This window comes from Streptomyces tubbatahanensis (assembly GCF_022699385.1).
GTDB classification, from domain to species: domain Bacteria; phylum Actinomycetota; class Actinomycetes; order Streptomycetales; family Streptomycetaceae; genus Streptomyces; species Streptomyces diacarni.
In genome coordinates this window covers 4,443,280-4,468,998 of the sequence record NZ_CP093846.1, presented here as the reverse complement: position 1 = coordinate 4,468,998, position 25,719 = coordinate 4,443,280, and the positions used below count along the sequence as shown (strand labels likewise).

25 protein-coding genes and 1 pseudogene are annotated in these 25,719 nt (G+C 72.1%); 15 read left to right on the top strand and 11 right to left on the bottom strand.

The annotated features are described in order from the left end of the window. Positions 1 to 72: 72 nt before the first annotated feature. The 4 genes from MMF93_RS19230 to MMF93_RS19215 all read right to left on the bottom strand — a co-directional run bounded on the left by MMF93_RS19230 (position 73) and on the right by MMF93_RS19215 (position 5,156). A complete protein-coding gene (locus MMF93_RS19230; RefSeq protein WP_242753241.1) occupies positions 73 to 1,860 on the bottom strand; it encodes a dihydroxyacetone kinase family protein in 1,788 nt (595 codons plus the stop codon). An 82-nt stretch (positions 1,861 to 1,942) separates the two neighbouring features. Continuing rightward, positions 1,943 to 3,391 (bottom strand): FGGY-family carbohydrate kinase, encoded by a 1,449-nt coding sequence (locus tag MMF93_RS19225; protein WP_242753239.1) that lies wholly within the window; start codon positions 3,389 to 3,391, stop codon positions 1,943 to 1,945. Between the two features lie 2 nt (positions 3,392 to 3,393). Then, a complete protein-coding gene (locus tag MMF93_RS19220) occupies positions 3,394 to 4,482 on the bottom strand; it encodes a 2-hydroxyacid dehydrogenase (protein ID WP_242753238.1) in 1,089 nt (362 codons plus the stop codon). Next, complete coding sequence (locus MMF93_RS19215; RefSeq protein ID WP_341483288.1) at positions 4,479 to 5,156, bottom strand: HAD family hydrolase; 678 nt, start codon at positions 5,154 to 5,156, stop codon at positions 4,479 to 4,481. Before MMF93_RS19215 ends, MMF93_RS19220 begins: the two co-directional genes overlap by 4 nt. Before the next feature lie 148 nt (positions 5,157 to 5,304). Here MMF93_RS19215 and MMF93_RS19210 point away from each other — a divergent pair, with 148 nt between their 5' ends. Then, entirely contained in the window at positions 5,305 to 6,090 is a 786-nt protein-coding gene (locus MMF93_RS19210; RefSeq protein ID WP_242753235.1) for a DeoR/GlpR family DNA-binding transcription regulator, read from the top strand. Between the two features lie 126 nt (positions 6,091 to 6,216). Further along, positions 6,217 to 7,533, top strand: a complete 1,317-nt coding sequence (locus MMF93_RS19205; protein WP_242753233.1) for an MFS transporter — start codon at positions 6,217 to 6,219, stop codon at positions 7,531 to 7,533. A gap of 55 nt (positions 7,534 to 7,588) precedes the next feature. On the opposite strand, the gene MMF93_RS19200 is transcribed toward MMF93_RS19205, so the two are convergent. After that, on the bottom strand, positions 7,589 to 7,996 hold the full coding sequence (locus tag MMF93_RS19200; RefSeq protein WP_242753231.1) for a DUF3224 domain-containing protein: 408 nt from the start codon (positions 7,994 to 7,996) through the stop codon (positions 7,589 to 7,591). Between the two features lie 115 nt (positions 7,997 to 8,111). Between MMF93_RS19200 and MMF93_RS19195 the strand changes: the two genes are divergently transcribed. From MMF93_RS19195 to MMF93_RS19180, 5 genes and pseudogenes are all read left to right on the top strand, one after another. Continuing rightward, positions 8,112 to 9,077, top strand: a complete 966-nt coding sequence (locus MMF93_RS19195) for a helix-turn-helix transcriptional regulator (RefSeq protein ID WP_242753230.1) — start codon at positions 8,112 to 8,114, stop codon at positions 9,075 to 9,077. A 159-nt stretch (positions 9,078 to 9,236) separates the two neighbouring features. After that, positions 9,237 to 10,070, top strand: coding sequence for a helix-turn-helix domain-containing protein (locus tag MMF93_RS19190; RefSeq protein WP_242753227.1), 834 nt, complete (start codon positions 9,237 to 9,239; stop codon positions 10,068 to 10,070). After that, positions 10,061 to 10,267: a DUF397 domain-containing protein gene (locus tag MMF93_RS19185; protein WP_242753225.1), complete on the top strand. Its 207-nt coding sequence runs from the start codon at positions 10,061 to 10,063 to the stop codon at positions 10,265 to 10,267. The genes MMF93_RS19190 and MMF93_RS19185 overlap by 10 nt, the downstream gene beginning before the upstream one ends. After that, a pseudogene (locus tag MMF93_RS33740) lies at positions 10,264 to 10,320 on the top strand (DUF397 domain-containing protein); the annotation flags it as partial. The gene MMF93_RS19185 and the pseudogene MMF93_RS33740, both read left to right, overlap by 4 nt. 5 nt (positions 10,321 to 10,325) lie before the next feature. After that, complete coding sequence (locus MMF93_RS19180) at positions 10,326 to 10,499, top strand: DUF397 domain-containing protein (protein ID WP_423835474.1); 174 nt, start codon at positions 10,326 to 10,328, stop codon at positions 10,497 to 10,499. 64 nt (positions 10,500 to 10,563) lie between these two features. On the opposite strand, the gene MMF93_RS19175 is transcribed toward MMF93_RS19180, so the two are convergent. Continuing rightward, on the bottom strand, positions 10,564 to 10,875 hold the full coding sequence (locus MMF93_RS19175) for a Scr1 family TA system antitoxin-like transcriptional regulator (RefSeq protein ID WP_341483287.1): 312 nt from the start codon (positions 10,873 to 10,875) through the stop codon (positions 10,564 to 10,566). A gap of 190 nt (positions 10,876 to 11,065) precedes the next feature. Continuing rightward, the gene (locus MMF93_RS19170; RefSeq protein ID WP_242753223.1) at positions 11,066 to 11,581 is read right to left on the bottom strand and encodes a DUF6879 family protein; all 516 of its coding nucleotides are present in this window, start codon (positions 11,579 to 11,581) and stop codon (positions 11,066 to 11,068) included. Positions 11,582 to 11,994: 413 nt separating this feature from the next. Between MMF93_RS19170 and MMF93_RS19160 the strand changes: the two genes are divergently transcribed. The 8 genes from MMF93_RS19160 to MMF93_RS19125 all read left to right on the top strand — a co-directional run bounded on the left by MMF93_RS19160 (position 11,995) and on the right by MMF93_RS19125 (position 19,956). Further along, positions 11,995 to 12,138 carry a hypothetical protein gene (locus MMF93_RS19160; protein ID WP_242753219.1) on the top strand — a complete coding sequence of 48 codons (144 nt, stop codon included), beginning with the start codon at positions 11,995 to 11,997 and terminating at the stop codon, positions 12,136 to 12,138. Further along, positions 12,135 to 13,322: a methyltransferase domain-containing protein gene (locus MMF93_RS19155; protein ID WP_341483286.1), complete on the top strand. Its 1,188-nt coding sequence runs from the start codon at positions 12,135 to 12,137 to the stop codon at positions 13,320 to 13,322. The genes MMF93_RS19160 and MMF93_RS19155 overlap by 4 nt, the downstream gene beginning before the upstream one ends. Before the next feature lie 192 nt (positions 13,323 to 13,514). Next, on the top strand, positions 13,515 to 14,639 hold the full coding sequence (locus MMF93_RS19150) for a TetR/AcrR family transcriptional regulator (protein ID WP_242753217.1): 1,125 nt from the start codon (positions 13,515 to 13,517) through the stop codon (positions 14,637 to 14,639). Positions 14,640 to 14,746: 107 nt separating this feature from the next. Beyond that, on the top strand, positions 14,747 to 15,640 hold the full coding sequence (locus MMF93_RS19145; protein ID WP_242753215.1) for a beta-keto acid cleavage family enzyme: 894 nt from the start codon (positions 14,747 to 14,749) through the stop codon (positions 15,638 to 15,640). A gap of 49 nt (positions 15,641 to 15,689) precedes the next feature. Continuing rightward, a complete protein-coding gene (locus tag MMF93_RS19140; protein WP_242753213.1) occupies positions 15,690 to 16,664 on the top strand; it encodes a 3-hydroxyacyl-CoA dehydrogenase NAD-binding domain-containing protein in 975 nt (324 codons plus the stop codon). Beyond that, the gene (locus MMF93_RS19135) at positions 16,661 to 17,173 is read left to right on the top strand and encodes a thioesterase family protein (RefSeq protein ID WP_242753211.1); all 513 of its coding nucleotides are present in this window, start codon (positions 16,661 to 16,663) and stop codon (positions 17,171 to 17,173) included. Before MMF93_RS19140 ends, MMF93_RS19135 begins: the two co-directional genes overlap by 4 nt. A 373-nt stretch (positions 17,174 to 17,546) precedes the next feature. Next, on the top strand, positions 17,547 to 18,506 hold the full coding sequence (locus MMF93_RS19130) for a TauD/TfdA dioxygenase family protein (protein WP_242753209.1): 960 nt from the start codon (positions 17,547 to 17,549) through the stop codon (positions 18,504 to 18,506). Positions 18,507 to 18,666: 160 nt separating this feature from the next. Then, positions 18,667 to 19,956 carry a lipase family protein gene (locus tag MMF93_RS19125; RefSeq protein ID WP_242753207.1) on the top strand — a complete coding sequence of 430 codons (1,290 nt, stop codon included), beginning with the start codon at positions 18,667 to 18,669 and terminating at the stop codon, positions 19,954 to 19,956. Positions 19,957 to 19,992: 36 nt separating this feature from the next. Here MMF93_RS19125 and MMF93_RS19120 read toward each other — a convergent pair whose 3' ends face one another. The 4 genes from MMF93_RS19120 to MMF93_RS19105 form a co-directional block, all read right to left on the bottom strand. Then, complete coding sequence (locus MMF93_RS19120) at positions 19,993 to 20,994, bottom strand: zinc-binding dehydrogenase (protein ID WP_242753205.1); 1,002 nt, start codon at positions 20,992 to 20,994, stop codon at positions 19,993 to 19,995. A gap of 121 nt (positions 20,995 to 21,115) precedes the next feature. Further along, positions 21,116 to 22,102 (bottom strand): hypothetical protein, encoded by a 987-nt coding sequence (locus tag MMF93_RS19115; RefSeq protein WP_242753203.1) that lies wholly within the window; start codon positions 22,100 to 22,102, stop codon positions 21,116 to 21,118. A 148-nt stretch (positions 22,103 to 22,250) separates the two neighbouring features. Continuing rightward, positions 22,251 to 24,137: an AMP-dependent synthetase/ligase gene (locus MMF93_RS19110; RefSeq protein WP_242753201.1), complete on the bottom strand. Its 1,887-nt coding sequence runs from the start codon at positions 24,135 to 24,137 to the stop codon at positions 22,251 to 22,253. A 254-nt stretch (positions 24,138 to 24,391) separates the two neighbouring features. Then, the gene (locus tag MMF93_RS19105) at positions 24,392 to 25,711 is read right to left on the bottom strand and encodes an acetyl-CoA C-acetyltransferase (RefSeq protein WP_242753199.1); all 1,320 of its coding nucleotides are present in this window, start codon (positions 25,709 to 25,711) and stop codon (positions 24,392 to 24,394) included. Positions 25,712 to 25,719 lie beyond the last annotated feature (8 nt).

Below are 25,719 nucleotides of genomic sequence, written 5' to 3'. Positions count from 1 at the left end.
CGTCGGGCGACCCGGGGAGGCGGGGGCGGCGAACTGCCCCCGCCTCCCCGCGCCGGTAGGTGCCGGTCCGTGTCAGTCGGGAAGAGGGGCGGTCGCCGAGACTTCGGTCAGGACCATGGCCAGGGAGGTGGCGCCCGGGTCCGGGGTGCCGAGGCTGCGTTCGGCCAGCGGCCGGGCCCGGCCCAGCTTCGGGCGCAGCTCGGCGGTGGCTTCGGCGGCGGCGCGTGCCGTCTCCGCGGCCGCGGCGAAGGACTCGGCGGACGAGGCTCCGGCGTCGGTCCGCTCGGCGAACGCGGTCACGAACGGGGCGAGCGCGTCGACCAGCGTCTTGTCGCCGGGTTCCGCCTTGCCGAGCGAGGTGACCGCCTCCAGTGCCGCCCGGGCTCCGGCCACCAGTTCGGCGGGCTCGGGCGCGCGGTCTGCGGGCAGCGCCGAGCCGAAGGCACGCAGGCCCGCGCCCCACAGCGCCCCCGACGTGCCGCCCGCCTCGGCGGCCCACGCGTCACCGGCCGCGCCCAGCAGGGCGGCCGGGGCCGCTTCGCGTTCGCGCTGCTGCTCGGCGGCGGCGAGGGCCGCGTCCACGCCCTTGCACATCCCGCGCCCGTGGTCGCCGTCGCCCGCGACCGCGTCGAGTCTGCCGAGGGCTTCTTCCTGGTCGTGCAGGAGGGTGTGGGCCGCGCGGAACGCCTCCACGGCGGCGGTCAGGGTGGTGAGCGCCGCCCCTGTCGCGGTCCCGCTGCCGCGCGCCGCGTCGGACGAGGGGGTGGTGCCGCTCGTGCGGGCGGTCCGCTGCGCGGGGGCGGCCTCCCGGGTCTGTGCCGGCTGTGCCGTCTGCGCCGTCTGGGGGGCGGCCATCCGGCCCCGGCGGAACGCGGGGGTGTCGGCGGGGGCCAGCCAGAGGCGTTCCAGCTCCTCGTCCAGCCAGGTGAGGGTGAGGGAGCAGCCGGCCATGTCCAGCGAGGTGACCAGCTCGCCCACCTCGGGCCGCACCAGGTCGAGTCCGGCGTCGGCGAGCCGCTCGGCCACCGAGGCCCACAGGACGTACAGCTCCTCGTACTTGGTGGAGCCCAGGCCGTTGAGCAGGACCGCCACCCGGTTGTCGTCCGCCGCCTCGGCGGGCCGCTCGGCCAGCAGGCCCTCCACGAGCGTGCCGGCCAGCTCGTCGGCCGTCGCCAGCGCGCTCTCGCTGACGCCGGGTTCGCCGTGGATGCCCAGGCCCAGGCCCAGCTTGCCCTCCGGAACGGTGAACAGCGGTGCGTGCTGGCCTGGCAGCGTGCAGCCGGCGAAGGCGACGCCCAGGGAGCGGGTGCGCGCGTTGGTGCGTTCGGCGACGCGGACGACGTCGTCCAGCGAGGCGCCCTCCTCGGCCGCGGCGGAGGCCGTCTTGTAGACGGTGAAGCCGCCTGCGATGCCGCGCCGCTTGGCGGCGTCGGCGGCGGGGGCGCTCGCCACGTCGTCGGTGACGGCGAAGCACCGGGCCGGTATGCCCTCGTCGGTCAGGCGCTGGGCGGCCTGGCCGAAGTTCATGACGTCGCCCGCGTAGTTGCCGAACAGGAACAGGACGCCGGCGCCGGATTCGGCCTCGGTCGCCACGGAGTGGGCCTGGGCGGCGGACGGTGAGGTGAAGACGTTGCCGATGACGGAGCCGTCGGCGAAGCCCTCGCCGACCACGCCGCAGAAGGCGGGGTAGTGCCCCGAGCCGCCGCCGGTCAGGACGGCGACCTTGGGCGTGGCGGGGCGGGCCGCCCTGACCACACCGCCGCCGCCGGGCGCGGCCCTGACGTGCTCGGGGTGCGCCGCCGTGAAGCCCTTCACCATGTCGTCGGTGAAGCGGGACGGGTCGTTGAATATCCGGGTCATGTGTGTGCTCCAGCTCGTCCTACGTGCCCTGTCCCCACCCGTGGCCGCACCGGCCGCGTCCCGGCGCGGGCCCCGCCGGTGGTCACCAGGACTGGCGGGCCTTTTCGAGGGTGTCGAGGTAGCGGTGGTAGCCGTCTTCGTAGTAACTGACCGCTTCGGGGTCGGCGCGGGAGACGCGGGCGAAGGAGGAGGCGGGGGTCTCGGGCGCGGTGCCGAGCGCGTCCCAGGCGACGCGGGCCGCTCCGCGGATGCCGACCGCGTCCTCGCGGACGTGGACGTCGCGGCCGAGGACTCCGGCGAAGATGCGTCCCCACTCGCCGGAGCGCGCCCCGCCGCCGCAGGCGGTGATCTCGCCTGCCACGCCGAGGGTTTCCAGGCAGTGGCGGGCGGAGTAGGCGACCGCCTCGCACAGGGCGCGGACCAGGTCGGCGCGGCCCGTGAGCGGGGAGAGCCCGTCGAGGCGGCCGCGGGCGCGGGCGTCGACGAAGGGGGCGCGTTCGCCGCTGGTGGACAGGAAGGGCAGGGCGGTGACGCCGCCTGCGCCGTAGGGGGACTGGGCGAGCAGGGCGTCCAGTTCCTCGATGCGGACGCCGAGCATGCCCAGCAGCCAGTCGAGTCCGGCCGTGCCGATCATGGCGGGCATGACGCGCAGGTAGCGGTCGGCGTAGGGGGTGGCCAGGACCATGCCGGCCGGTTCGCCCGAGCCCGGTGCGGGGTCGGCGGCCAGAACCTGGCAGGCGAGGGTGGTGCCGATGATGAGGTTGCCCTGGCCGGTCTTCTCCAGGCCCGAGCCGAATCCGCAGGCGGGGATGTCGAAGGGTCCTGCGCTGACGGGCAGCCCCGCGGGCAGGCCGAGTTCGGCGGCGACCTTGGGCAGCAGCCCGAACAGGGTGCCGGGTGGTGCGGGGTCTGCCAGGAGTCCGCGCCAGTCGCTGAGGCCGCACAGGCCGAGTGCCTCGTCGTCGTAGGTGCGGGTGGAGACGTCGAGGAAGGGGACGGAGGCGTCCGAGGCGTCGACGGTGCGTTCGCCGGTGAAGCGCTGGGTGAGGGCGTCCACGCAGTAGCCCGCGGTCTCGGCGGCCGCCAGCCGCTCGGGTTCGTGCGCGGCGAGGTGGGCCAGGAGGGGGCCCGCCGCGCCGGGGAACATGCCGGCTCCCGTGCGGCGGAAGACCGCGTCCGTGGTGCCGTCGGCGCTCCACCCCTCCAGCACGGGAGCGGCGCGGCCGTCCATCCAGGACAGCGCGCGGCCGACGGGGCGGCCGCGCGCGTCGCGCAGCCACAGGCCGTCGCCCTGGCCGGTGAGGGCGAGGGCTTCGACCGGCTCGTCGGGGGCGAACTGTGCGGCGTCGGCGACGGCGGCCCGCACGACGGTGACGACCGTGCCGATGACCTCGTCCATGTCCTGCTCGACGCGGTTGCCCGGCAGCGTGTAGAGGGTGCTGCGGGCCTCGTGCGCGGGGCCTGTGCGCCCGTCGCGCGCGACGAGCTGGGCCTTGGTGACCGAGGTACCGACGTCGACCCCGACGATCATGGCTACCGTCCTCCGTCGAGGGTCTGCGGGTTGACGACGTACTCGGGGCGTTCGCCGCGCAGGTGGGCGGCGGCCTGTGCCGCGGTGATGGCGGCGGCGCGGTCGGCGGTCTGCCGGGTGGCGCCGGCCAGGTGCGGGGTGGTGATGACGTTCGGCGCCGCGTGCAGCGGCCAGTTCGCGGGCGGCGGTTCGACGTCGTACACGTCGAGCGCGAGCGCGCCCAGGTGTCCCGACTCCAGCAGCGCGGGCAGCGGCGCGTAGTCCATGAGTTCGCCGCGTGCGGAGTTGACGAGCACGGCGCCCTTGGGCAGCAGCTTGAGGTTGTCGGCGTGCAGCATGTGCCGCGTCTCGGGGGTGACGCGGGCGTGCAGGCTGACGACGGAGCTGCGGCGCAGCAGGTCGTCGAGGGCGACCAGTTCGACGCCGTCGGCGGCCGCCTTGGCCGGGTCGGTGTAGGGGTCGGCGACCAGGACGCGGGAGCCGAAGGCGCGCAGCACGCGGGCGACGATGGACCCGATGGCGCCGTAGCCGACGAGGCCGACGGTGGTGCCGTCGAGTTCGATGCCGGCGTTCTCGATGGCGTAGTAGTCGCCGCGCCAGGTGCCCTTCTTCAGCTCGGCGTCGGAGGCGGGGATGCGGCGCAGCGCGGCCAGCATCAGGCCGAGGGCGAACTCGGCCGCGGCGGCGGCGTTGCGGCCCGGGGTGAAGGTGACGGGGATGCCGGCGCGGGTGGCGGCCTCGACGTCGACGTTGACGGGGCCGCCGCGGGCGACCGCGATCAGCTTCAGGTTCGCCGCCTCGCGGATGACGCGGTCGGTGAAGGGCGCCATCTGCACGAGGGCGATCTCGGCGTCGCCGAGGGCTTCGAGCAGTTCGTCCTCGGTGCCGGACGCCTCCTTGACGTTGCCGACGGGCCCGAAGGGCGTGTGCGGCCACGGGGTGGTCTGGGTGCGGAAGGCCAGCTCAGCGCCGGGTGCCGCGGCCCTGAGCGCGTCGACGAACAGCTGCGGGGCGATGAAGTGGTCGCCGGAGGCGAGAACCGTCGTCGCGCCGGCGGCGGTCGCGCCCGCGGCGGGCTTGGGGTCCGTCATGCCCGGTCACCTTCCTTTTCCTTGAGCTTGCCCAGCAGGTAGCGGCGTACGGCGTCGTGGTCTGTCGCACAGTAGGCGGCGCCCGCCAGCGCGTCCTCGGCCGGTGGGTAGCCGGGGTTGGGGATGGCGACGACGGTCATGCCGGCAGCGGCGGCGGCGCGCAGCCCGTTGCTGGAGTCCTCGACCGCCAGGCAGTCGGTGGCGGGGACGCCGAGCTTGTCGGCTGCCGCGAGGTAGACGTCAGGGCTGGGCTTGCCGCGCGGGACCTCGGCGCTGGAGACGGTCGCCTTGAAGTGGTGGTCGACCCCGTGGTGGGTCAGCACGGCGTCGATGACACGGCGCGGCGCGGACGAGGCGAGCGCGATGGGGCCGAGGGCCGCGGCGTCGGTGATCATTTCGCGGGCGCCGGTCAGCAGCTCGATCTCGCCGTCCTCCAGCGCCTTGATCATGCCGTCCACGACGGAGCGCTCGGTTTCGGCGACGCTGTCGCCCCCGCCGGCGAAGTCGGTGAGGAAGGCGGCCCACTCGGGGGCGCTCATGCCCTGGCAGCTCTTGGTCTGCTCCGGGCCCCACTGCCTGCCGCGTTCGGCGGCGAACGCGCTCCACAGCCGCTCCCAGAGATGCTCGCTCTCGACGAGCACTCCGTCCATGTCAAATACCACTGCATCGGCCACGGCCGGAACTCCTCACATTCGGCTCCCAGCAAATTAACACCGGTTTTGTTATCTGTCACTTGTGACCTGATACGCGTCCCAGAGCGGATGTGAGGCGCGGAGCGGTCCGGAGGCCGACGGGCGCGGGGCCGGGTGCAGGATGGTCCGTATGACCGCCCACGGAGCAGCGCGCGCCTCGCGCCAACAGCGTCAGCAGCAGATCGTCGACCACGTGCTGGCCAAGGGCGACGCCTCGGTGGCGGAGCTGACCGAGCTGACCGGCGTCAGCGTGATGACGGTGCACCGCGATATCGCCGAGCTCGCCGACCGCGGCATCCTGCGCAAGTACCACGGCGGCGTCTCGGCCCAGCCCTCCACCGTCTTCGAGTCCAGCTCCGACTTTCGGCTGCACGCGCACACCGGCGAGAAGGACGCGCTGGCCCAGGCCGCGCTCGACCTGGTCACCCCCGGCATGTCGCTGATGCTGGACGACTCGACCACCGCGCTGGCGCTGGCCAAGCTGCTGCCGCAGGTCGGGCCGCTGACGGTGGTCACCAACTACCGGCTGATCACCGAGGAGCTGCGGGCCGCCGACGACATCAGGCTGATCGGCATCGGCGGCGAGTACTCGCGCACCCACGACTCCTGGATCGGGCTCTCCGCACTGGAGATGATCAAGAGCTTCTCCGTCGACCTGACCCTGGTCTCCACCTCAGCCATGACCGGCACGATGACCTACCACCAGGAACAGGAGATCGTCGCGCTCAAGCGGGCGATGCGCCTCGCGGGCTCGGTGAGCGTGCTGCTGATGGACCACAGCAAGGTCGGCCGGAGCGCGCTGCACCGGCTCGACCCGGTGGACACCTTCGACCACGTCGTACTGACGGGCCCCGTCGACGACGAGCCGGTGGCCGAGATGCGGAAGCTGACCGACGTACGCGTGGTAACGACGTAGACGACGTAACGAAGGCAACGAGGTAACAAAAGATTCCGTTACCTTTAACACTCCTCTTGATATTTCTCGCGGTCGGGCTGAGGATCTGCGGTGCACCAACTGGTTACCTCAGAGCGGAGGCCCCCGATGACGGATGCAGCGACGCGTGTGCCCGACAGGGGGCTGCTCGATCGCATAGGGCTGCCCAAACCCCTGGTACTCGGGTACATCGGCGTCCTGCTGTTCATGATCGGCGACGGCGTCGAGAGCGGCTTCATCGCCCCGTACATGGCCGACCACGGCGCCGGCACCGACGTGAAGGCCGGCTACGTCATCACCGTCTACGGCGTCGCCGTGATGCTGGCGTCCTGGTTCTCCGGCGCGCTCTCCCAGGTGTGGGGCCCGCGCAAGGTCATGTGGGTCGGCCTGGGCATCTGGGCCGTCTTCGACGCCCTCTACCTGCTCTTCGCGCTCGGCACCGAGAACTTCCCGCTGATGCTGCTCTTCTACGGCATCCGCGGCTTCGGCTACCCGCTGTTCGCCTTCGGCTTCCTGGTGTGGATCACCGGCAGCGCACCCAAGGCCCGGCTGGGCACCGCCGTCGGCTGGTTCTACTTCGCCTTCACCGGCGGCCTGCCCACCCTCGGCTCCCTGTGGTCCAGCTTCACCATCCCGCAGATCGGCGAGATGGGCACCCTGTGGACCGCGCTCGGCCTCATCCTGATCGGCGGCGCGATCGCGCTGGTCGGCGCCAAGAAGCGGGGCGGCGGCGAACGGCTGGCCGAGCCCGGCGTCACCACGGGCCAGTCCCTCTACAACAGCGTCTCCATCGTGTGGACGCACCCGCGCGTCCTGGTCGGCTGCCTGGTGCGGGTCATCAACACCGCACCCGAGTTCGGCATGCTCGTCTACCTGCCGCGCATCTTCTCCGACGACGTCGGCTTCGGCACCGACAAGTGGCTCCAGCTGCTGGCGATCATCTACGGCACCAACATCTTCTTCAACCTCATCTTCGGCGCCCTCTCCGACAAGATCGGCTGGCGGACCACCATCGCCGGATTCGGCGCGCTCGGCTGCGCCATCAGCGTCACCGTCCTCTACTTCGTGCCCACCTGGCTCGGCCCCGACTACTACTGGGTCGCCGTCCTGGCCGGCATGCTCTACGGCGCCACGCTGGCCGGCTTCGTGCCGATCTCCGCGCTCATCCCCAACATGGCCCCCGAGAACAAGGGCGGCGCCATGGCCCTCCTCAACCTGGGCGCGGGCGGCGCCACCTTCGTCGGCCCCGCCATCGCCTCCCTCTTCCTCCCCCTCGTCGGCGCCGGCGGCGTGACCATCGTCTTCCTCGCCCTCTACCTGGTCGCCCTCGTGCTGACCCTGTTCCTCAAGATGCCGGAGGAACAGGGCGGCACGAAGGAGGCGCCGGCCGCGTCGCCGCAACCGCAGGCGACCACGGCGGTGTGACGTGGAGACCGGGCCCCGCCGCGTCGCGGCGGGACCCGGTCTTGTGTGAGAGAGGTCAGTCCACGGTGTAGGTGAAGGTCACCGCGACCTTCTCCTCGCCGTGGCGGACCTCGTAGGAACCGTCACCGGTCAAACCGGTGAGCGCGCCGGTGGCTGAGCCGGGGGCGACGTCGAAGGTGCAGCGGATGGTGCCGTCCTCGTCGAAGGTGCCGGACTGCCGGATGACGAACGTGCCCTCCCGGCCGTCGACCGCCCCCGTCAGCAGCTCCATCCCGGAGAAGACACCGGTCTTCTCCGTCACGTACACCAGCGCGTACTCGCAGGCGCTGCCGCCGGCCTCGATACCCCCCGCGTAGTCGTTGACGACGGAGGCGCGGGCCAGCCGGGGTCCCCCCGTGGCCCGCACCTCCTTCTCGTCCCAGGAGACGGGGGTGAACGTGGCGGAGGTGGTACGCGAACCCATGAGATGCCCTTTCGCAGTGCGGTGGCGGCCTGAACGGCCTGAAGGACCTACGGCCTGACCGCATCCTGTCGCCGGTACCTGACACCTCATGTCAGGTACCGGAGACAATGGCGCCATGCGCGCCGACCGGCTCCTCTCGCTGCTCCTGCTCCTCCAGAACCGCGGCCGGATGACGGCACCCGAACTCGCCACCGAACTCGACGTCTCCGTCCGCACCGTCTACCGCGACGTCGACGCGCTCAGCGCCGCCGGCATCCCCGTCTACGCCGACCGCGGCCCGGCCGGCGGCTACCGCCTCATGGACGGCTACCGCACCCGGCTGACCGGACTGACCGACACCGAAGCGGGCTCCCTGTTCCTGTCAGGACTTCCAGGGGCCGCCGAGGAACTGGGCATCGGCGCCGTTCTGACCACCGCCCAGCTCAAGGTCCGGGCCGCACTGCCCACCGCGCTCGCCGAGCACTCCCGGCGCATCCAGGACCGCTTCCACCTCGACGCACCCGGCTGGTTCCGGGACGCCGACCCGGTGCCGTACCTGCCGCAGGTCGCCCGCGCGGTGTGGGAACAGCGGGTGCTGCGGGTGCGCTACCAGCGCTGGCGCGGCGAGGTGCGGCGCGAGCTGCGGCCGCTGGGCGTCGTGCTGAAGGGTGGCATCTGGTACGCCGTCGCCGAGGCCGACGGTGCCGTGCGCACCTACCGGATCTCCCGCTTCGCCGACATCGTCCCCGGCGACGAGACGTTCGACCGCCCCACCGGCTTCGACCTGCCCGCCTACTGGGCCGACTCCGCCCGCCGCCTGGAATCCCTGCTGCGCCAGGACGTCGCCCGCGTCCGCCTCTCCCCGCGGGCCCAGCGGCTGCTCCCCGCCAAGTTCGGCACGGCGGGCGTCCGCGCCCTCTACCAAGCGGGCCCACCCGACGCGGCCGGCTGGATCGAGACCGACCTCGACGTCGAGTCCCAGCCCGTCGCCGTCTCCGACCTCCTCAGCCTGGGCCCCGAAGCCGAGGTCCTGGGCCCACCCGCCCTACGCGCCGCGATGACCGAGGCCGTCACGGCGTTGTCCGCGCACTATGCGGTATGAGGAATTCCGCCAACTTCGCCCTTCTTGAGTGGGATTGCACTAACGTCGAAGCTCCCGCCAGGGCGAGCATGGAACGGGGACAGAGGACATAAGCCGCCGCCGCGCTGTCTTTCCCGCCCGCGGGCCGGTAGTTCCACACCTTCCACGAAGGAGCGCGGCATGCCGCAGAGAAGAGTGGTCACGGGCAGGAGCCAGGAGCCCAGGAAACGATTCGCGGAGGAGCTGCGGTTACTGCGGGCAGGCAGCGGTGAGAGCCTGCGCCGGCTCGGCGAAGTCCTCGGCTGGGACTGGTCGCTGTTCGGCAAGATGGAGAGCGGGGAGACCCTCGGCGGCCCCGAAGTGGTCGAAGCCCTCGACCAGCACTACGGAACCTCCGACCTCCTCCTCACCCTCTGGGAACTCGCCCTCGCGGACCCTTCGCAGTTCCGCGAACGCTATCGCCGCTACATGAGCTTGGAGGCCGAGGCCATCAGCCTGTGGCACTACGCGGTGAGCAACTTTCACGGCCTGTTGCAGACGCCCGCGTACGCACGGACCTTGCTGGCCGCAGGCGGCCTGACCGGCACCGAGCTGACCCGGCAAGTGGAGGCGCGCATGGGGCGACAAACACTGCTGGACCGGGAAGGCGCGCCGAGATTCCGCGCGATCCTCTCGGAGGCAGCACTACGCACCCCGCTGGAGGAGCCCCAGGCCTGGCACCAACAGCTCCGGCACCTGGTAGAGATGGGCGAACGGCGCAACGTCGTACTGCACGTGGTACGAGACAGCGACGGCCTGCACGCACTGACCAACACGGACACCATGTTCCTCCGCACGACGGACGGCCGTACGGTTGCCTGGGTTGAGACCGGTTACTCCGGTGATCTCGTGGAGGCAACAGCCGCCGTGGAGCGACTGCAGCTCGGTTACGACGCCGTGCGTGACCGCGCCATGTCCCCCGCCGAGTCCCGGGAGTTCATCGAGCGAATGCTGGAGGAAGCGCAGTGCGCATAACCGACCTGAGCACCGCAGCGTGGCGCAAGAGTTCGTACAGCAACCAGGACGGCGGCGCCTGCATCGAGGTGGCCGACAACGTGGCCACCCTCGTCCCCGTCCGCGACAGCAAGACGCCGCACGGGCCCGTCCTCACGTTCCCACCGGCCACCTGGACCTCGTTCATCAGCGCCCTCCGGCACGGAGAACCCGCATGACCGACCTGAGCACCGCCACATGGCGCAAGAGTTCGTACAGCAACCAGGACGGCGGCCAGTGCGTAGAGGTGGCCGACAACCCCCCCCCACCCTCATCCCCGTCCGCGACAGCAAAACACCGGACGACCCTTGCCTCACCTTCGAGCCCACCACGTGGGGCTCCTTTGTCGCGGCCCTGCGCGACGAGGGTTTGGGCACCCCCGTTCCTTCCCGCGCTGCGGCCAGTAGCTGAGCGAACGGCTCGGTCGGGGGCGCCCGACCGAGCCTCCGCGACCGACGCCGAAGCGGTCTACGACTCAGGTCGACTCCGCGCTCAGCAAGTCGACCGCAGAGGTGATGAGGTCGCGAGCCCGTGCGCCGTGGACCGCTGTGCTTCTGAGTGCACGGAACGCTCTGAGATACAGGGCCACGTCGCTGGGCTGCGTCTCCTTGATCGCTGCCGAGAGCGTTTCGACATGCACACGTTCACAGTCGAAGACCGTGAACGTTTCGAGGGGCCAAACGAGACGAGGCGCGCCGAAGGGGATGACTCCCAGCGAGACAGACGGAAGGCTCATGACGGAGAGCAGGTGACCGAGCTGGGCAGCCATCACCTCGGAGCTGCCCACGCGGTAGCGAAGAACACTCTCCTCGACCGGGAGGACTTGGATTCACTCCAGCGGCAGCGCCGCGCCAGCTCGCGGCCGGTCAGACCGGCCTCCAGGCGCACTTGCCGCAAACGAGCGGCCACGGCTTCTCTCGCGGCTTGAGCGCGGGAGGAGGGCGACGAAGGCATGGACAGGTACCCGGGTGAGACGGTCAGATCGCGTACTGTTCGTGCGGTACCGCACGTTGCCATACGGCCTCGAAAGCCGATGCGCACTGCCTGACCAGCGCACCTTCCTGCCGCATCTCGTCCTCGACGAGACTTCCGTCCCCCGCGAAGTGATGGATGCGCAGGAGACCTCCGTCGAAGAGCCAGAAATCGTTTCCTGGCAGCAACAGGTCCGTAGAGCGGCTGCGGGGCAGCCAGCGCACTTCTTCCCCGGCGATCACGTTGCCCTCGGTGGCGTAGTGCTCCCACCGTATGTAGTCGCTCACTGGTTCCGAGACGACTCGCGCCCGCCTGACGGAGACACCACGGCCCACGGCATCCGCGATCGCGTCATGGAAAGGACGCCACCATGACGACCGGTCCCCCCAGTTCGTCCGCCGGCCTCTCTTCCAGGACTCCAGGCGCGGGTTGGTTCCGTAGCTGTCGCGCATTTCGAGGTGTACAGCGGAGCTACGGCACCTCCCCAGCAGCTCATCGAACGGCGGAATTCTCGATTGCATCGCACGCTTTCCTGAGCACCGGCACCATACGGGCCGGGATCCTGACGACTTCCTCGCTTCCAGGGATCGGCCCACGAGCCGGAGTGTTCGACTCACAGGCGGTTCTCAGCTCCGTGCCTGCCTTCCATCCCTGAATGACCATCTCTCCACAGTCACCGTCCACCCAGATCGTGGGGCAGTGGTCTTCGTCTGTGTCCGGGTCGATCCCTACGAACCGTAGCGTCATCTCGCTCTCCCTGGGCCGAACCACGTCCCTCCGCCTGCACATGCATCCCCTTTCGTCTGTCGATGTAGTCGCTTACGCCTGCTCGGGAAACGCCGTGCAAGACCGTGCAAGTCGCTGGTATCGCTGCCTCGTGCGGGTGTTGAGTCGTATGCGAGGTGGAGCCCGGCAATCGTCCAGGAGGCAGGCGATGGAATCCGTACTCAGGCCCTTGCGGGCTCAGGGTGGTGGCAACCCGCAAGACGACAGCGACTCGGGAAACAAGCACGGTGGCGGCGGCTCGGACGAGGGCGGCAACACCTCGGACGGGCAGGGCCCTGCGGACGGCGAGTGACTGACGTGGTCGCGCGGAACCCGCAGGAGCCCGGACCTGAAGGGCTGGCCTCCGAGCTGCTGGGAAAAGGTGCGCTGACACCTGATTGGCTGCCCGCGTACAGGGCGGTCCCCCGGCACGTCTTCGTCCCCGGCCTGCTGTGGCCGGGGACAGCAGGCGGTAACCGCCAAGGTGCGTTGGTCGACCGGGATACGGCCCCGGAGCAGTGGTGGGAGAAGGTGTACAGCGACATTCCTCTCACGACGCATTGGGACGATGGCGCGCACGCGCGTGCCGAGAAGGGCCGTTCCCCGACCTCGTCCAACTCCATGCCGACAATGGTGTTCGCGATGCTCGACGCCCTGGCTGTGGAGCCCGGAAACCGGGTACTGGAGGTCGGCACAGGCACGGGCTGGAACGCCGCGCTGCTCGCGCACCGACTGGGGGCCGAGAACGTGGTGACCGTCGAGGTCGACCCAGCCGTCGCAGCGGAGGCACAGCGCCGCTTCGGTGACCTGGGTCTCACACCGCTGTCCGTCGTCGGCGACGGTGTCGAAGGCCACGAGCCCGGGGCCCCGTACGACCGGGTCATCGCGACGTGCGGGGTCAGCCATGTCCCCCGCTCGTGGATCGAGCAGTGCCGACCGGGTGGGCTCGTCGTCGCTCCGTGGGGACCGGCGTACGGCGGGCAGGCTGTCGCACGGCTGAGGGTCGGCGAGGACGGTGCCGCGTCCGGGACCTTCGTGAGAGCGTCCGCTTTCATGCGCCTACGCGACCAGCGCAACGCCTTCCCGCCGACGAGTGCGTATCCGGACACCGGCCAGTGGCCGGCCGGCGGGGTGCGGCGCACCTCGTTCCTGTCCCCCGACGCCCTGGGTGGCTGGCACCACATGTTCACGCTCGGCATCCAGCTGCCTGACGTGTTCTGCCGGGTGTCGTGGGGGTCTCGTGGCGCCTACCGGCTATGGCTGTTGGACATGGGCGTCACGTCGTGGGCGACCGCCGACTACGAGCACGGCCGAAGCGCGTACGACGTCGTGCAACACGGCCCACGCAGGCTGTGGGACGAGGCCGAGGAGGTCATGGCCTGGTGGCGCGAGCATGGCGGTCCGCGGTTCGAGCGGTTCGGGCTGACCGTCACGCCGCTCGGTCAACGGGTATGGCTCGATCATCCGGACAATCCGGTGCCCGTGCGGGTTCCGTGAGCCCTCGCACGGCCTCACGAGCGCGCGCCTGAGACCGGCTCCCGTGCTCGCCACACAGGCGTTGCGGCAACTGACTAACGCATCAGTCAGGAGCGCAACGCCTCGGATTTACTGGTGCCTAGTCTGCCATAACGGGGCATAGCACACCCTCCACCGTTGCGGTTATCTCAATGCATCCCTACGGTGGTCGGCATGCGGCACACAGCGGGCGACAGGATCGAGGACAGCGCGGGCGAGGTCGCCGAGCGGGTCCGGAAGGTCGTCGAGGCTGCCGGGTGCACCCAGCGGGAGTTCGCCCGGCGGGTCGTCATGGACCCGTCCAAGCTGTCGCGCGCGCTCAGTGGCACGCGCCGGTTCACCGTCGCGGAGCTCGCCCGTATCGCCGACGCGGGTGAGGTGGACGCCGGGTGGCTGCTCGGCTCCGCGGGCGCGAACGCGACCTCCGTCGGAGGGGAGGCGGCCTCCGCAGGCGCGGCGGCAGCCTCCCCCAGCGAGGCGGCGGCCTCCACCGGCACGGTGACCGCCTCACCGGAGGCGGTCACCACCGCTCCAGCCACCGCACCGTCTTCCGTCACGTCGAGGGAGCCCCTACTCCCCTCCGCGGGGCGCCCGTTGCAGATCGTGCGGGAGACGGTGCGGTTGATCGCCGAGCACGGGTTCCACGCCGTGCGGGTGGCCGACATCGCGGCGGCCTGCGGCGCGAGCACCGCCGCGATCCACTACCACTTTCCCGGCCGCGCGGAGCTGCTGGAGGCGGCCGTGCGGTGGTGCATGGACGAGGACACCGCCAGCCGTGCGACGCGCATCGCCGAAGCGGGGGCCGGGAACGCGGGTGCGGGAAACGCCGCGGTCGAGTTGCGCGAACTCCTCGCGTTGCAGACGCCGCGCAGCGCTCAGCAGCGCAGGCAGTGGCTGGTGTGGCTGGACCTGTGGGCGGAGGCGGCGCGGTCGACCGCGATCGGCCGGCTGCACGTGGACTACTACCGCCAGTGGCGCACCACCGTCGCCGACGTCATCCGGCGCGGCATCGCCCAGGGCGTCTTCCGGGACGTGGATCCCGAGTTCAGCGCCCTGCGCCTGACCGCGCTCATCGACGGCCTCGCCTCGCAGGTCCTGGCCAGCGCCGCAGGCGCGGAGGACACCGCGGGCGCGGAGGACACCGCAGGCGCGGAGGACACCGCGGGTGCGGGCGCCCGCCCCGACACCGGCCCCGACGACATGTACGCGGCGCTGCTCGCCCACGTCCGCACCGAGCTGCTGTCCGAGGCCGAGCCTGAGGCCGGGCCCGAGGCCGACGAGAGTCCCGCCGCGCTCTGAGACGCGCCTGTCGGCACCCCTTTCGACACATTCGCCCCCACCCCCAACCGTCCACACGGTCCCGAACCGTCCATACGGTCCTCAACCGTCCCTACGGAGGTATCGCCATGTCCATCACCGAGAACGTCATCATCACCGCGGCGCTCACCGGCGCCGGTGACACCGTCGGGCGCAGCCCGCACGTGCCGGTCACCCCGGAGCAGATAGCCACCTCGGCCGTGGAGGCGGCCGAGGCCGGCGCGGCCGTCGTGCACATCCACGTCCGCGACCCCGAGACGGGCAAGCCCTCCCGGGAGCGGCACCTCTACCGCGAGGTGCTGGAGCGGATCAAGGAGACGGGTACGGACGTCGTCATCAACCTGACGGCCGGCATGGGCGGCGACCTCGTGCTCGACGCCGACCAGCCGCTGGAGAAGGGCGCGCTGGACGGCACCGACCTGGTGGGCGGTCTCGACCGGCTGCCCCACGTCGAGGACCTGCTGCCCGACATCTGCACCCTGGACTGCGGCTCTCTCAACTTCGGCGACCAGCTCTACATCTCGACCACCGAGATGCTGCGCAAGGGCGCGCGCCGCATCCAGGAGCTGGGCGTACGGCCCGAATTGGAGATCTTCGACACCGGGCAGCTGTGGTTCGCCAAGCAGCTGCTCGACGAGGGGCTGCTCGATGAGCCGACCCTCTTCCAGCTGTGCATGGGCATCCCGTGGGGCGCGCCCGCGGACCCGGGCGTGCTCCAGTCGATGGTCAACTTCCTGCCGTCCGGCGCGCAGTGGGCGTCCTTCGCGCTGGGCCGCATGCAGATGCCGTGGGTGGCGCAGTCGATTCTGCTCGGCGGCAACGTGCGGGTCGGCCTGGAGGACAACCTGTACCTGTCGCGGGGCGTGAAGGCGACGAACGCGCAGCTCGTCGAGCGTGCCGTGCAGATCACCGAGTCGCTCGGGGCGCGGGTGGCCTCGCCCGACGAGGCGCGCGAGCAGCTCAGGCTCAAGCCCCGCGCGTGACGCCGACTCGCCCTCTCCCCCACCCCTCCCACCTCAGGAGCACCACCCCATGACCATTCCTCCCACGGAGCCCACCGACGTCACCAAGGTCACCTGCATCGGCGCGGGTGTCATCGGCGGCGGCTGGGTCGCCCACTTCCTGGCGCGCGGCTACGACGTGACCGCGTGGGACCCGGCGCCCGACGCGCCGGAGAAGCTGCGCCGCCTGGTGGACGCCGCCTGGCCCGCACTGACCCAGCTCGGGCTGGCCGAGGGCGCGTCCCGCGACCGGCTGACGATCGCCGGCACGCTCGAAGAGGCGTGCGCCGAGGCGCAGTTCGTCCAGGAGAGCGCACCGGAGAAGCTGGACCTCAAGCGCGACCTGCTCGCCCAGCTCGACGCGGCGACCCCCTCGGGCGTCGTCATCGCCTCCTCGACGTCGGGCTACCCCATGACGGACATGCAGACCGAGGCGGCCGACCCGAGCCGGCTGCTGGTCGGGCACCCGTTCAACCCGCCGTACCTGATCCCGCTGGTGGAGGTGGTGGGCGGCGAGCGCACCGCGGGCGAGGCCGTCGCGTGGGCCTCGCGGTTCTACGAGGTGGCGGGCAAGTCGGTGATCACGATGGACCGCGAGGTCCCCGGCTTCATCGCCAACCGCCTCCAGGAGGCGCTGTGGCGGGAGGCGCTGCACATGGTGGCCAACGGCGAGGCCACGGTGAAGGAGATCGACGACTCCATCACCGAGGGGCCCGGGCTGCGCTGGGCGTTCATGGGGCCCTGCCTGACCTTCGCGCTCGCGGGCGGCGAGGGCGGAATGGGCCACATGCTCGACCACTTCGGGCCTTCCCTGAAGTCGCCGTGGACCCGCCTGGAGGCGCCGGAGCTGGATGGGGCGCTGCGGGACGCGATGGTGGACGGCTGCGACGAGGCGGCGGAAGGCCGCACGATCGCGGACCTGGTCGCCGAGCGGGACCAGGGTGTCATCGACGTGCTGCGCGCGACCGGCCGGCTGCCGAAGGCCGGAAAGGGCGGAGCGGAATGACGGGCGGGTCGCTGCCGCTGTTCCGCCAGACGGTACGCGCGGAGTGGATCGACTACAACGGCCACATGAGCGAGGCCTTCTACGTCCTGGTGTTCGGTCACGCGACGGACACGATGATGGACGCCGTCGGCCTGGACCCGGCGTACCGGGAGAGTTCCGGTTGTTCGCTCTACACGGTCGAGGCGCACGTGCGGTACCTGAAGGAGGTACCGGAGGGCACCCCGCTCGCCGTGCGGACGCGGATCCTCGGCGTGGACGGCAAGAAGCTGCGCTTCGCCCACGAGATGTACGCGGGTGAGGCGGCCGACGGCCGGGAGGAAGGGCAGGACCCGGCGGGGCAGGACGAAGGCGCAGAAGCGGTCGCCACCATCGAGCTGTTCGCGCTGCACGTCGGCGCTCAGGGCAGCGCTCCGTTCCCCGAGCCGGTGCGCGAGCGGCTCACCGCTCTGCTGGAGGAGCCCCCCGCGTGGGCGGGGCGCGCCATCGGCCCGGTACCGCGCGCCGCCTGACGCGTCGGAGCGGCGACTGCCGCGCCGGAGGGGGTCGGAGGGGACGCGACAGCTCCCCGCCGTCCCCCTCCCGCCCCTTCCGCCCCCTCCGACCAGGGCCCCTGGAAGGTGACGGGCGAGAGGCCGTGTTGACGTTCCGGGGGCGCCACTCCCAGAATGACCTCCATGGTCGCGCACTCCTCTTCCCCGCTCGGACGCCTCGGCGTCCCGTGGCGGCGTGGGTGCGAGCGATCCGGTCTCTAGCTGGAGCGCGACTCCGTGAGTGAGTCACGGAGCCACGGCACCAGCCCGCCCGCGCGGCGATGTCCGCCCACGCGGCGATGTCCGCCCGCGGCGCTTTCACCCCGACCGGATCCTTCTGGAGGACCCTTTCATGAGCATCACCACGCCCGGCACTGCTCCGTCCACTCCCACTACTCTGCGTGACGCCCGCGTTCCCGAGGGCGGCCTCTACGAGGGCGTGCGCACCCTGCGGCCCTACCCCGAGGGCTGGCAGGAGCGCCCGTACGAGCTGATCGAGGTCGTTCCGCAGACGCGGGTCATCGGCGCGGAGATCCGCGGCGCCGACCTGACGCGGCCGCTGAGCCCGGCGCTGCGCGAGGAGCTGAACCGGGCGCTGCTGGAGTGGAAGGTCATCTTCTTCCGCGGCGCGAACCTGGCGCCCGAGCAGCAGGCCGCCTTCGCCCGCCACTGGGGCGAGCTGGAGACCAACCCGCTGCTGGCGCGCGGCTCCAGCGACGAGATCGTCCGCTTCGAGAAGGCCGCCGACACCGCGGGGACGCGTCCGACGTACGAGAACGTCTGGCACACGGACGTCACCTTCCGCGAGCGTCCCGCCATGGGCGCGGTGCTCCAGCTGCGGGAGGTGCCGCCGATCGGCGGCCACACCATGTGGGCGGACATGGCCGCCGCGTACGACAACCTGTCGCCGCGGGTGAAGGAGCGGATCGACGGCGCGACGGCGATGCACGACTTCATCCCGGGATTCGCGCGCTTCACCTCCGCCGAGCGGCTGGCCGAGCTCCAGGACGAGTTCCCGCCGGTCGAGCACCCGGTGGTGCGCACGCACCCGGAGACGGGGCGAAAGATGCTGTTCGTGAACACCTCGTTCACCACGCACATCGTGGGCATGGACCGCGCGGAGAGCGACCGCCTGCTGGCCGAGCTGGTGCGCCAGGCGCACGTGCCCGAGTACCAGGTGCGGTTCGCCTGGCAGCCCGGCGACATCGCCTTCTGGGACAACCGCGCCACCCAGCACTACGCGCTGTTCGACTACATGGGGCACCGCCGCGTCGCGGAGCGCGTCGCCGTCGTCGGCGACCGCCCCTTCTGAGCGGACCGCACGTCCGAGACGGTCTCCTGGCGGCGCGCCCCTTCCACCGCCGATTTCCGGACGATCCATCCTTCGCCCCGTGGCGCGGACTCCCGACGCGTCAGTACCGTCGAGTCAGCCGGCTTCACACTCCGGCGCACCGCGGAGTTGGGAGTGGGCCATGGAGTCGTTCCGTACGGGGTCGGCTGGTGGGCGGGGCGCGCGGCGCGGGACACGGCGTCGTGGCCGTACCGCGGCGGGCGCGGTGGTCTGCGCGCTGGCCGCGCTGGCGCTGACGGGCGCCGCACCGGCGACGGAAACCGGACAGACGGCGGGACGGACAGCCGAGAAGGGCGCCGCGACCGCGTTCCGGGCGGCGGATTCGCCCGGGCGCGGTGGCGGCCCCGGCTCCGTGCTGAGCGCGGAGCCGACCAGCTTCCAGTCCTGGCCCGGTGTCCCCACCGACACCTTCGCCTGGAAGATCACCTACCGCTCCACCAGCGCGGACGGCCGGCCCAACGCGGTCTCCGGCACGGTCCTCGTGCCGCACGACGGCAGGGACGGCACACGCCCCCTCGTCACGTACGCCGTGGGGACCGTCGGCATGGGCGACCAGTGCGCGCCCTCGTCCGGCTTCCCCGACGGGACGACCACCGAGGCGCCGCTCATCAACGCGGCGCTCGTGCGCGGTTACGCGGTGGCCGTCACCGACTACGAGGGGCTCGGCACCCCCGGGGACCACACCTACACGGTGGCCCGCGCCGAGGCCACCGCCGTACTGGACGCCGCGCGGGCCGCCCAGCGGCTGCCCGGGGCGCGGGGACTCGGCGTCGGCCCGCGCTCACCTGTCGGCATCATGGGTTACTCGCAGGGCGGGCAGGCCAGCGCGAAGGCCGCCGAGATCGCCGCCTGGTACGCGCCGGAGCTCGACGTGCGGGGCACGGCCAGCGGTGGCGTGCCGGCCGATCTGACTCAGGTGGCCGAGGCCAGTGACGGCGGGGACAACGCCGGGTTCGTCCTGATGTCGGCGATCGGCCACGACGCTGCCTTCCCCGGGCTGCACCTGGGCACGTACCTCAACGACAAGGGCCGGCGGCTGACCGCGAGGGCCCGCGACGCCTGCGCGAGCGAGATCCTCGAGGCGGCCGCCGGCACCCGCATGGACGAGCTGACCGTGACGAACCCGCTCCGGCGCCCGGACTGGCGCGTCAGGCTCGCCGCCGACACGCTCGGCAAGCGGGCCCCGGCCGCGCCCACCTTCGTCTACCACGGCGAGGCCGACGAGGTCGTGCCGTACGCCCAGGGCCAGGGGCTGCGCGCCCGCTGGTGCGCCAGGGGCAACGCCGTCGGTTTCCGGTCGTTCCCCGGCTCCGACCACGTGGGCACGGCCGTCGCGGGCAACGCCCCGGCGCTCGCCTGGCTCGGTGACCGCTTCGCGGGCGAGCCCGCACCGGACGACTGCCCCGCGTAGGCCGCCCGGCGGCCCGGCCGCAGGCCCGACCTCCGCTCACTCCACCGTCAGCAGCGTCTTGCCCAAGGTCGCGCGGGCCTCGATCGCCGCGTGCGCCCCCGCCGCGTCCGCCAGCGGGAACGTCTGGCCGACGACGGGCGCGAGGCGCCCCCCGGCGGTCTCGAACAGCGCCCGGTCCAGCAGCGGTTTCGCCTGCCCGGCGGAGAGCTGGACCTGTTCGATACCGGCGAGAGCCACCCCGCGCGCGGCGGCCGCCTCCCGGGGGAGCTGTGCGAAGCCGCCACCGGGTGCGCCGTGCGCGGAGAAGAGGGCGCCGCGCGCGGTCAGCTCGAAGGCCTCGCCGCCCAGGGTGCCGCCCGCGCCGTCGAAGACGACGTCGACGCCGCGCTCACCGACCACGGCGCGCACCTTCTCCGTCCATCCGGCCTTTGTGTAGTCGACCGCCGCGTGGGCGCCCAGTTCCTCGCGGGCGAGCGCCAGTTTCCGCTCGCCACGCGCCGCGGCCACCACGCGCGCGCCCGCCGCCCGTGCCAGCTGCACCAGCAGGGAGCCGAGGCCACCGGCGGCCGCCGGCACGAGCACCCAGGCGCCGGGCCGCAGGGCGCCCTCGCTGACGGCGTTGTCGAAGAGGCGCACGGCGGTGGGTCCGTCGTGGGTCAGCGCCGTGGCGTCCCGCAGGCTCACGCCGTTCGGCAGGGTGCTCACCGTCTCGACGCGGGCGAGCGCGCGCTGGGCGTATCCGCCGCCGGCCCCCGCGCCGGCGGGCGGGACGGTCTTGGCGACGACCTGCCTGCCCAGCCAGGCAGGTTCCACGTCCTGGCCGACGGCGGTGATCCGTCCGCCGACCGCGCCGCCGGGCACATACGGCAGCGGCGGGGTGAAGAAGGCCTCGCCGCGCCGCACCTGGGTCTCCAGGAAGAGCACGTCGGCGTAGGCCACGCCGATGACGACCTGGCCTGGTCCTGCCACCGGCTCGGGCAGGTCGACGGCTCGGAGGACGTCGGGTCCGCCGAACCGCTCCAGCTGGATACCGCGCATCGTGACCACTCCCCTGTTGCTCGCGGATGCTCGCGCTCCGCGCATCGCGGCCGCGCCCCTCGCGGGTTGCCTCGCGAGGGGCCGAACGGGAAGAAGTCTTCAACCTCAACCGAGGTTCAGGTCAATCGGCCGCCGGTGTCCGCACCTCGTCGCGGATGCCGTCGACGCGGTCCGCCCACTTCTGCAGGTCCACGTCCTTGGGGTCGACCGAGTAGGTGTCGAGGCTGTCCTTGGCGACGTAGGCGGCGGTTCCCGGGTCGCTCCAGGCGCACACGGGTATCGTCAGCTTCCGTCCCTGCTGCGTCTTGACCAGGACCTCGCAGGTCAGCGGGTCGTCGGAGCCCGTGGGGGTGTAGTCGCGGCGCTTGACGGCCACGTCCATGGCCGAGCCGGACTCCATGCCGTCCATCATCTGGTTCTTCGACATCTCCGGGTTGCCGTAGTCCTCGCCGCTGGCGGCGCCGTAGAGCAGGCGCGAGGTGCCGGCGGCGTCGGCGTAGGAGCCCAGGTGGGCCTCCTCCCCCGGGTTTCCGGTGTCGACCGAGTCGCTCAGGTCGTCCTTGAGCTTGTACGAACCGCCGTCCAGCGTCTTGGGGAACGCCAGTTCGTACTCGGTCTCCGATGCGGTCGGGCTCGGCGTCGGCTCCTCGGAGTCCTTCGACGGTTCGGTGTCGTCGGCGGGCGCCTCGGAGTGCTCCGACTTCGCCTTGTCCCCCTTGTCGCCGTCATCGCCGGAGACGAACAGCAGCGTCCCGGCGACCGCGAGCGCCACGACGAGCACAGCGCCCACCACGAGGGCGACCACCTTGTTGCTGCGGTTCGGCGGCGGCCCGGGCGGCGGACCGCCGTACGGGCCGAGCGGACCCGGGCCCCCAGGACCCCCAGGCCCCGCGGAGCCCGGGTATCCGGGCTGCCCGAAACCGCCGGCGGACTGGCCGAAGTCACCACCGGACTGGCCGAAGCCGCCACCGGACTGGCCGTAGCCGCCTTGGGGCGCTCCGAAGCCCTCGCCCTGCGGCGGGCCGAAACCGCCTGGGGGCGAGGGTTGCTGCGGCTGCTGCGGCTGCGGGCCGGGGGGCTGGCTCGGCGGCTGCGGAGGGGTCGTCATCCCGTTCCTCCCGACACGAGGGAGGCGCGTACCAAGCCGATCCCCCGACTCGTTCTCCCTGGTACTCCTGCCACGGTACCGCCGTCCCGCCGGCAGGTGACCGACGGGTGGCCCGTCTCACGGCCCTCCGGCACCCGGCGCGGCCCCCTCAGCCGCCGTACAGCTGATCGATCCGCTGCGCGTAGTCCCGCACGATGGCCGCCCGGCGCAGCTTCATCGACGGCGTCAGGTGTCCGCCCTCCTCCGTGAAGTCCCGCGGCAGCACGACGAACCTGCGGATCGACTCGGCGCGCGAGACCTGCGAGTTGGCCTCGTCGACCGCCTGCTGGAGGTTGCGCAGCAGGTCCTCGTCGGCCACCAGGTCCGCCATCGACAGGTGTTCCTTCTTGTGCATCCGCTGCCAGTGCGCGAGCCCGTCGGGCTCCAGCGTCACCAGCGCCGCCACGTACGGGCGGTTGTCGCCGACCACCAGGCACTGGCTGACCAGCGGGTGGGCGCGCAGCCAGTCCTCCAGCGGCGCGGGCGCCACGTTCTTGCCGCCCGAGGTGATGATGAGGTCCTTCTTCCGCCCCGTGATGCTCAGGTACCCCTCCGAGTCCAGCGCTCCCAGGTCGCCGGTGGGCATCCAGCCGTCGGCGTCCGCGTGCGGGGCGGCGCTCTCGGACTCCGCGTCCCAGTAGCCGCGGAAGACGTGCTCCCCCTTGATGAGCACCTCACCGTCGTCCGCGATCCGCAGCGACGTGCCGGGTACGGGCCAGCCGACCGTGCCGAGGCGCGGTTTGAGCGGTGGTGTGGCCGTCGTCGCCGCCGTCGTCTCGGTCAGCCCGTAGCCCTCGTAGATCGTCACGCCCGCGCCCTCGAAGAACGCGGCCAGCCGGTGGCCCAGCGGGGAGCCGCCGCAGATGACGTAGCGGCAGCGCCCGCCGAGCGCGGCCCGTATCCGCCGGTAGATCAGCGCGTCGTACAGCCCGCGCGCCGCCCGCAGCCCGACCCCGGGACCGCCGCCGAACCCGTGCTCCTGCGCCTCGACCGCCTCCCCGTACCGCTGCGCGATCCGCGCCCCCCGGTCGAAGGAGGAGGCCCGGCCCATCTTCTCCGCCGTCGCCCGCCCGGTGTTGTAGACCTTCTCCAGCACGTACGGGATGCCCAGCAGGAACGTCGGGCGGAACCCGGCCAGGTCGGCCAGCAGGTCGTCCGTCTTGATGCTCGGCGCGTGCCCGAGCCGCACCCGCGCACGCAGGCAGCCGATCGCCACCATCCTGCCGAACACGTGCGACAGCGGCAGGAACAGCAGCGTCGAGGGCTCCTGCGACGTCACCGATTTGAAGACCGGATGCAGCAGCTCGATCGCGTTGTCCACCTCGGCGAAGAAGTTCCCGTGCGTGAGCACACAGCCCTTCGGGGGCCCCGTGGTGCCCGAGGTGTAGATCAGCGTGGCCACCGACTGCGGGGTCATGTCGGCGCGGCGCTCGGCCACCAGCGCGTCGGGCACCTGGCGCCCCGCGTCCACCACGTGGGAGACCGCGCCCGAGCTGAACTGCCACAGGTGCTCCAGCGCGGGCAGGTTGCCGCGTTCGGCGCTCAGCAGGCGCGTCTGCTCCACGTCCTCCACGAAGCAGGCGCGGGCCCGCGCGTCCTGCAGGATGTGCCGGGCCTGCGAGGCCGACGACGTCGGGTACACGGGCACCGTGATCAGGCCCGCAGCCCACGCGGCGAAGTCCGTCAGCGTCCACTCGTAGGTCGTACGGGCCATGATGGCGACCCGCTCGCCCGGCTGGAGGCCCAGCGCGATCAGCCCCTTGGCCATCGCCAGGACCTCGGCGGCGAAGTCGCGGGCCGAGGTGGCCTGCCAGGATCCGTCGGGGGTCTTGCGGCTGAACGCCGGCTGCTCGGGCGCCTCGGCGGCGTTGGTGAACGGGATGTCGGCGAGGGAGCCGGTGGTCACCCGCGGTGCCAGCGGCGGCACCGAGACCTCGCGGACACGGTCGGCCTCCACGGTGGTGCGCGGCGGCGTGAGGGTGGGCGGCTGCGGCATGGTGCGGCTCCTTGGTGGTCGGTGGGTGAGATCCCCGGCCCCGCCCTGTCACTGTCTCTAGGGCTCTCCGCCCGACTCTCGGTCCGCGAGCCCCTGGGGGCACCTCCGGGCCGAAGGCTGAGGGAGGGCTCCCCTCAGCCGTCTGGGGGCACCTCCCGGACGAGGTCCGGGGAAGCTTGAGGACGAGCGAAGCGACTCCCGGAGCGTGGGGGGCCCCGAGGAAACGGTGAAAGGGCGGGATCGGGGAAAAGTGCCTACGCGCGCTCCAGTACGGCGGTCACCCCCATCCCTCCGGCCGCACACACGGAGATGAGCCCTTTCGCCCCGGCGGGGGCGTCCCGCTGGGCGAGCAGCGCGGCGCCGGTCGCCACGAGCCGCGCCCCGGTCGCCGCGAACGGGTGCCCGGTGGCCAGCGAGGAGCCGGCGACGTTGAGCCGTTCCCGGTCGACGGGCGCCAGCCCGGCCTTCTCCCAGGCGGCGAGGGTGGCCAGGACCTGGGAGGCGAACGCCTCGTGCATCTCGACCAGTTCGAAGTCCTCGATGCCGAGGCCGAGCCGCTCCAGCATGCGGGGGACGGCGACGGCGGGCGCCATCAGCAGTCCGTCGCAGGCGTCTTGGCCGTCGACGAAGTCGACGGCGGCCGTCTCGTAGGCGGACAGGTAGGCGAGCGGGCGCAGTCCGCGCTCGGCCGCCCACTCCTCGCTCGCCAGGAGCACGGTGGCGGCGCCGTCGGTCAGCGGCGTGGAGTTGCCCGCCGTCATGGTCGCCTCGGCCGCGCCGCTCGCCGTGTCCTGCCCTGCGTCCCGCCCGAACACGGGTGCCAGCGCGGCGAGTTTCTCCGGCGTCGTGCCGGGGCGCAGGTTCTGGTCCCTGGCGAGCCCGTTGTAGGGCACGACGAGGTCGTGGAGCAGACCGGTGTCGTAGGCGGTGGCCAGCCGCTGGTGGCTGGTGGCGGCGAGGACGTCCTGCTCGTGGCGGCCGATGCCCCACGCGCGCGCGGTACGGGCGGCGTGCTCGCCCATGGACAGTCCTGTGCGCGGCTCGGCGTTGCGCGGGATGTCCGGCACCAGGTGGCGGGACCGGATCCGGGCGAGTACGCGGGCCCGCTCCTTGAGCGTCTTCGCGCGCCGCGTGGCGAGCAGGAGGCGCCGCAGCTGGTCGTTCACGCCGAGCGGGGCGTCGCTGGCGGTGTCGGCGCCGCCTGCGATGCCCGCCTCGGTCTGGCCGAGGGCGATCTTGTTGGCGACGGCGACGACGGCCTGGAGGCCGGTGCCGCAGGCCTGTTGGATGTCGTAAGCGGGGGTGCGCGAGTCGAGCGCGGAGCCGAGGACGGTCTCGCGGGCGAGGTTGAAGTCGCGGCTGTGCTTGAGGACGGCGCCCGCGACGAACTCGTCGACCGCATGCGCGCCGTGCAGCCCGTGGCGCTCCACCAAACCGTCGAGGGCCGCGGTGAGCATGTCCTGGTTCGAACAGGTGGCGTAGGGGCCGTCCGAGCGTGCGAAGGGGATACGGCTGCCGCCGATGACGGCGACGCGGCGCGGACGGTCCGCGCTGATGAGGCCGGTGGAACTCATCCTCGACC

Coding starts and splice junctions, on each gene's coding strand:
- MMF93_RS19230 (WP_242753241.1), bottom strand. CDS start 1,860: ATGACCCGGATATTCAACGACCCGTCCCGCTTCACCGACGACATGGTG.
- MMF93_RS19225 (WP_242753239.1), bottom strand. CDS start 3,391: ATGATCGTCGGGGTCGACGTCGGTACCTCGGTCACCAAGGCCCAGCTC.
- MMF93_RS19220 (WP_242753238.1), bottom strand. CDS start 4,482: ATGACGGACCCCAAGCCCGCCGCGGGCGCGACCGCCGCCGGCGCGACG.
- MMF93_RS19210 (WP_242753235.1), top strand. CDS start 5,305: ATGACCGCCCACGGAGCAGCGCGCGCCTCGCGCCAACAGCGTCAGCAG.
- MMF93_RS19205 (WP_242753233.1), top strand. CDS start 6,217: ATGACGGATGCAGCGACGCGTGTGCCCGACAGGGGGCTGCTCGATCGC.
- MMF93_RS19200 (WP_242753231.1), bottom strand. CDS start 7,996: ATGGGTTCGCGTACCACCTCCGCCACGTTCACCCCCGTCTCCTGGGAC.
- MMF93_RS19195 (WP_242753230.1), top strand. CDS start 8,112: ATGCGCGCCGACCGGCTCCTCTCGCTGCTCCTGCTCCTCCAGAACCGC.
- MMF93_RS19190 (WP_242753227.1), top strand. CDS start 9,237: ATGCCGCAGAGAAGAGTGGTCACGGGCAGGAGCCAGGAGCCCAGGAAA.
- MMF93_RS19170 (WP_242753223.1), bottom strand. CDS start 11,581: ATGCAATCGAGAATTCCGCCGTTCGATGAGCTGCTGGGGAGGTGCCGT.
- MMF93_RS19160 (WP_242753219.1), top strand. CDS start 11,995: ATGGAATCCGTACTCAGGCCCTTGCGGGCTCAGGGTGGTGGCAACCCG.
- MMF93_RS19150 (WP_242753217.1), top strand. CDS start 13,515: ATGCGGCACACAGCGGGCGACAGGATCGAGGACAGCGCGGGCGAGGTC.
- MMF93_RS19145 (WP_242753215.1), top strand. CDS start 14,747: ATGTCCATCACCGAGAACGTCATCATCACCGCGGCGCTCACCGGCGCC.
- MMF93_RS19140 (WP_242753213.1), top strand. CDS start 15,690: ATGACCATTCCTCCCACGGAGCCCACCGACGTCACCAAGGTCACCTGC.
- MMF93_RS19135 (WP_242753211.1), top strand. CDS start 16,661: ATGACGGGCGGGTCGCTGCCGCTGTTCCGCCAGACGGTACGCGCGGAG.
- MMF93_RS19130 (WP_242753209.1), top strand. CDS start 17,547: ATGAGCATCACCACGCCCGGCACTGCTCCGTCCACTCCCACTACTCTG.
- MMF93_RS19125 (WP_242753207.1), top strand. CDS start 18,667: ATGGAGTCGTTCCGTACGGGGTCGGCTGGTGGGCGGGGCGCGCGGCGC.
- MMF93_RS19120 (WP_242753205.1), bottom strand. CDS start 20,994: ATGCGCGGTATCCAGCTGGAGCGGTTCGGCGGACCCGACGTCCTCCGA.
- MMF93_RS19115 (WP_242753203.1), bottom strand. CDS start 22,102: ATGACGACCCCTCCGCAGCCGCCGAGCCAGCCCCCCGGCCCGCAGCCG.
- MMF93_RS19110 (WP_242753201.1), bottom strand. CDS start 24,137: ATGCCGCAGCCGCCCACCCTCACGCCGCCGCGCACCACCGTGGAGGCC.
- MMF93_RS19105 (WP_242753199.1), bottom strand. CDS start 25,711: ATGAGTTCCACCGGCCTCATCAGCGCGGACCGTCCGCGCCGCGTCGCC.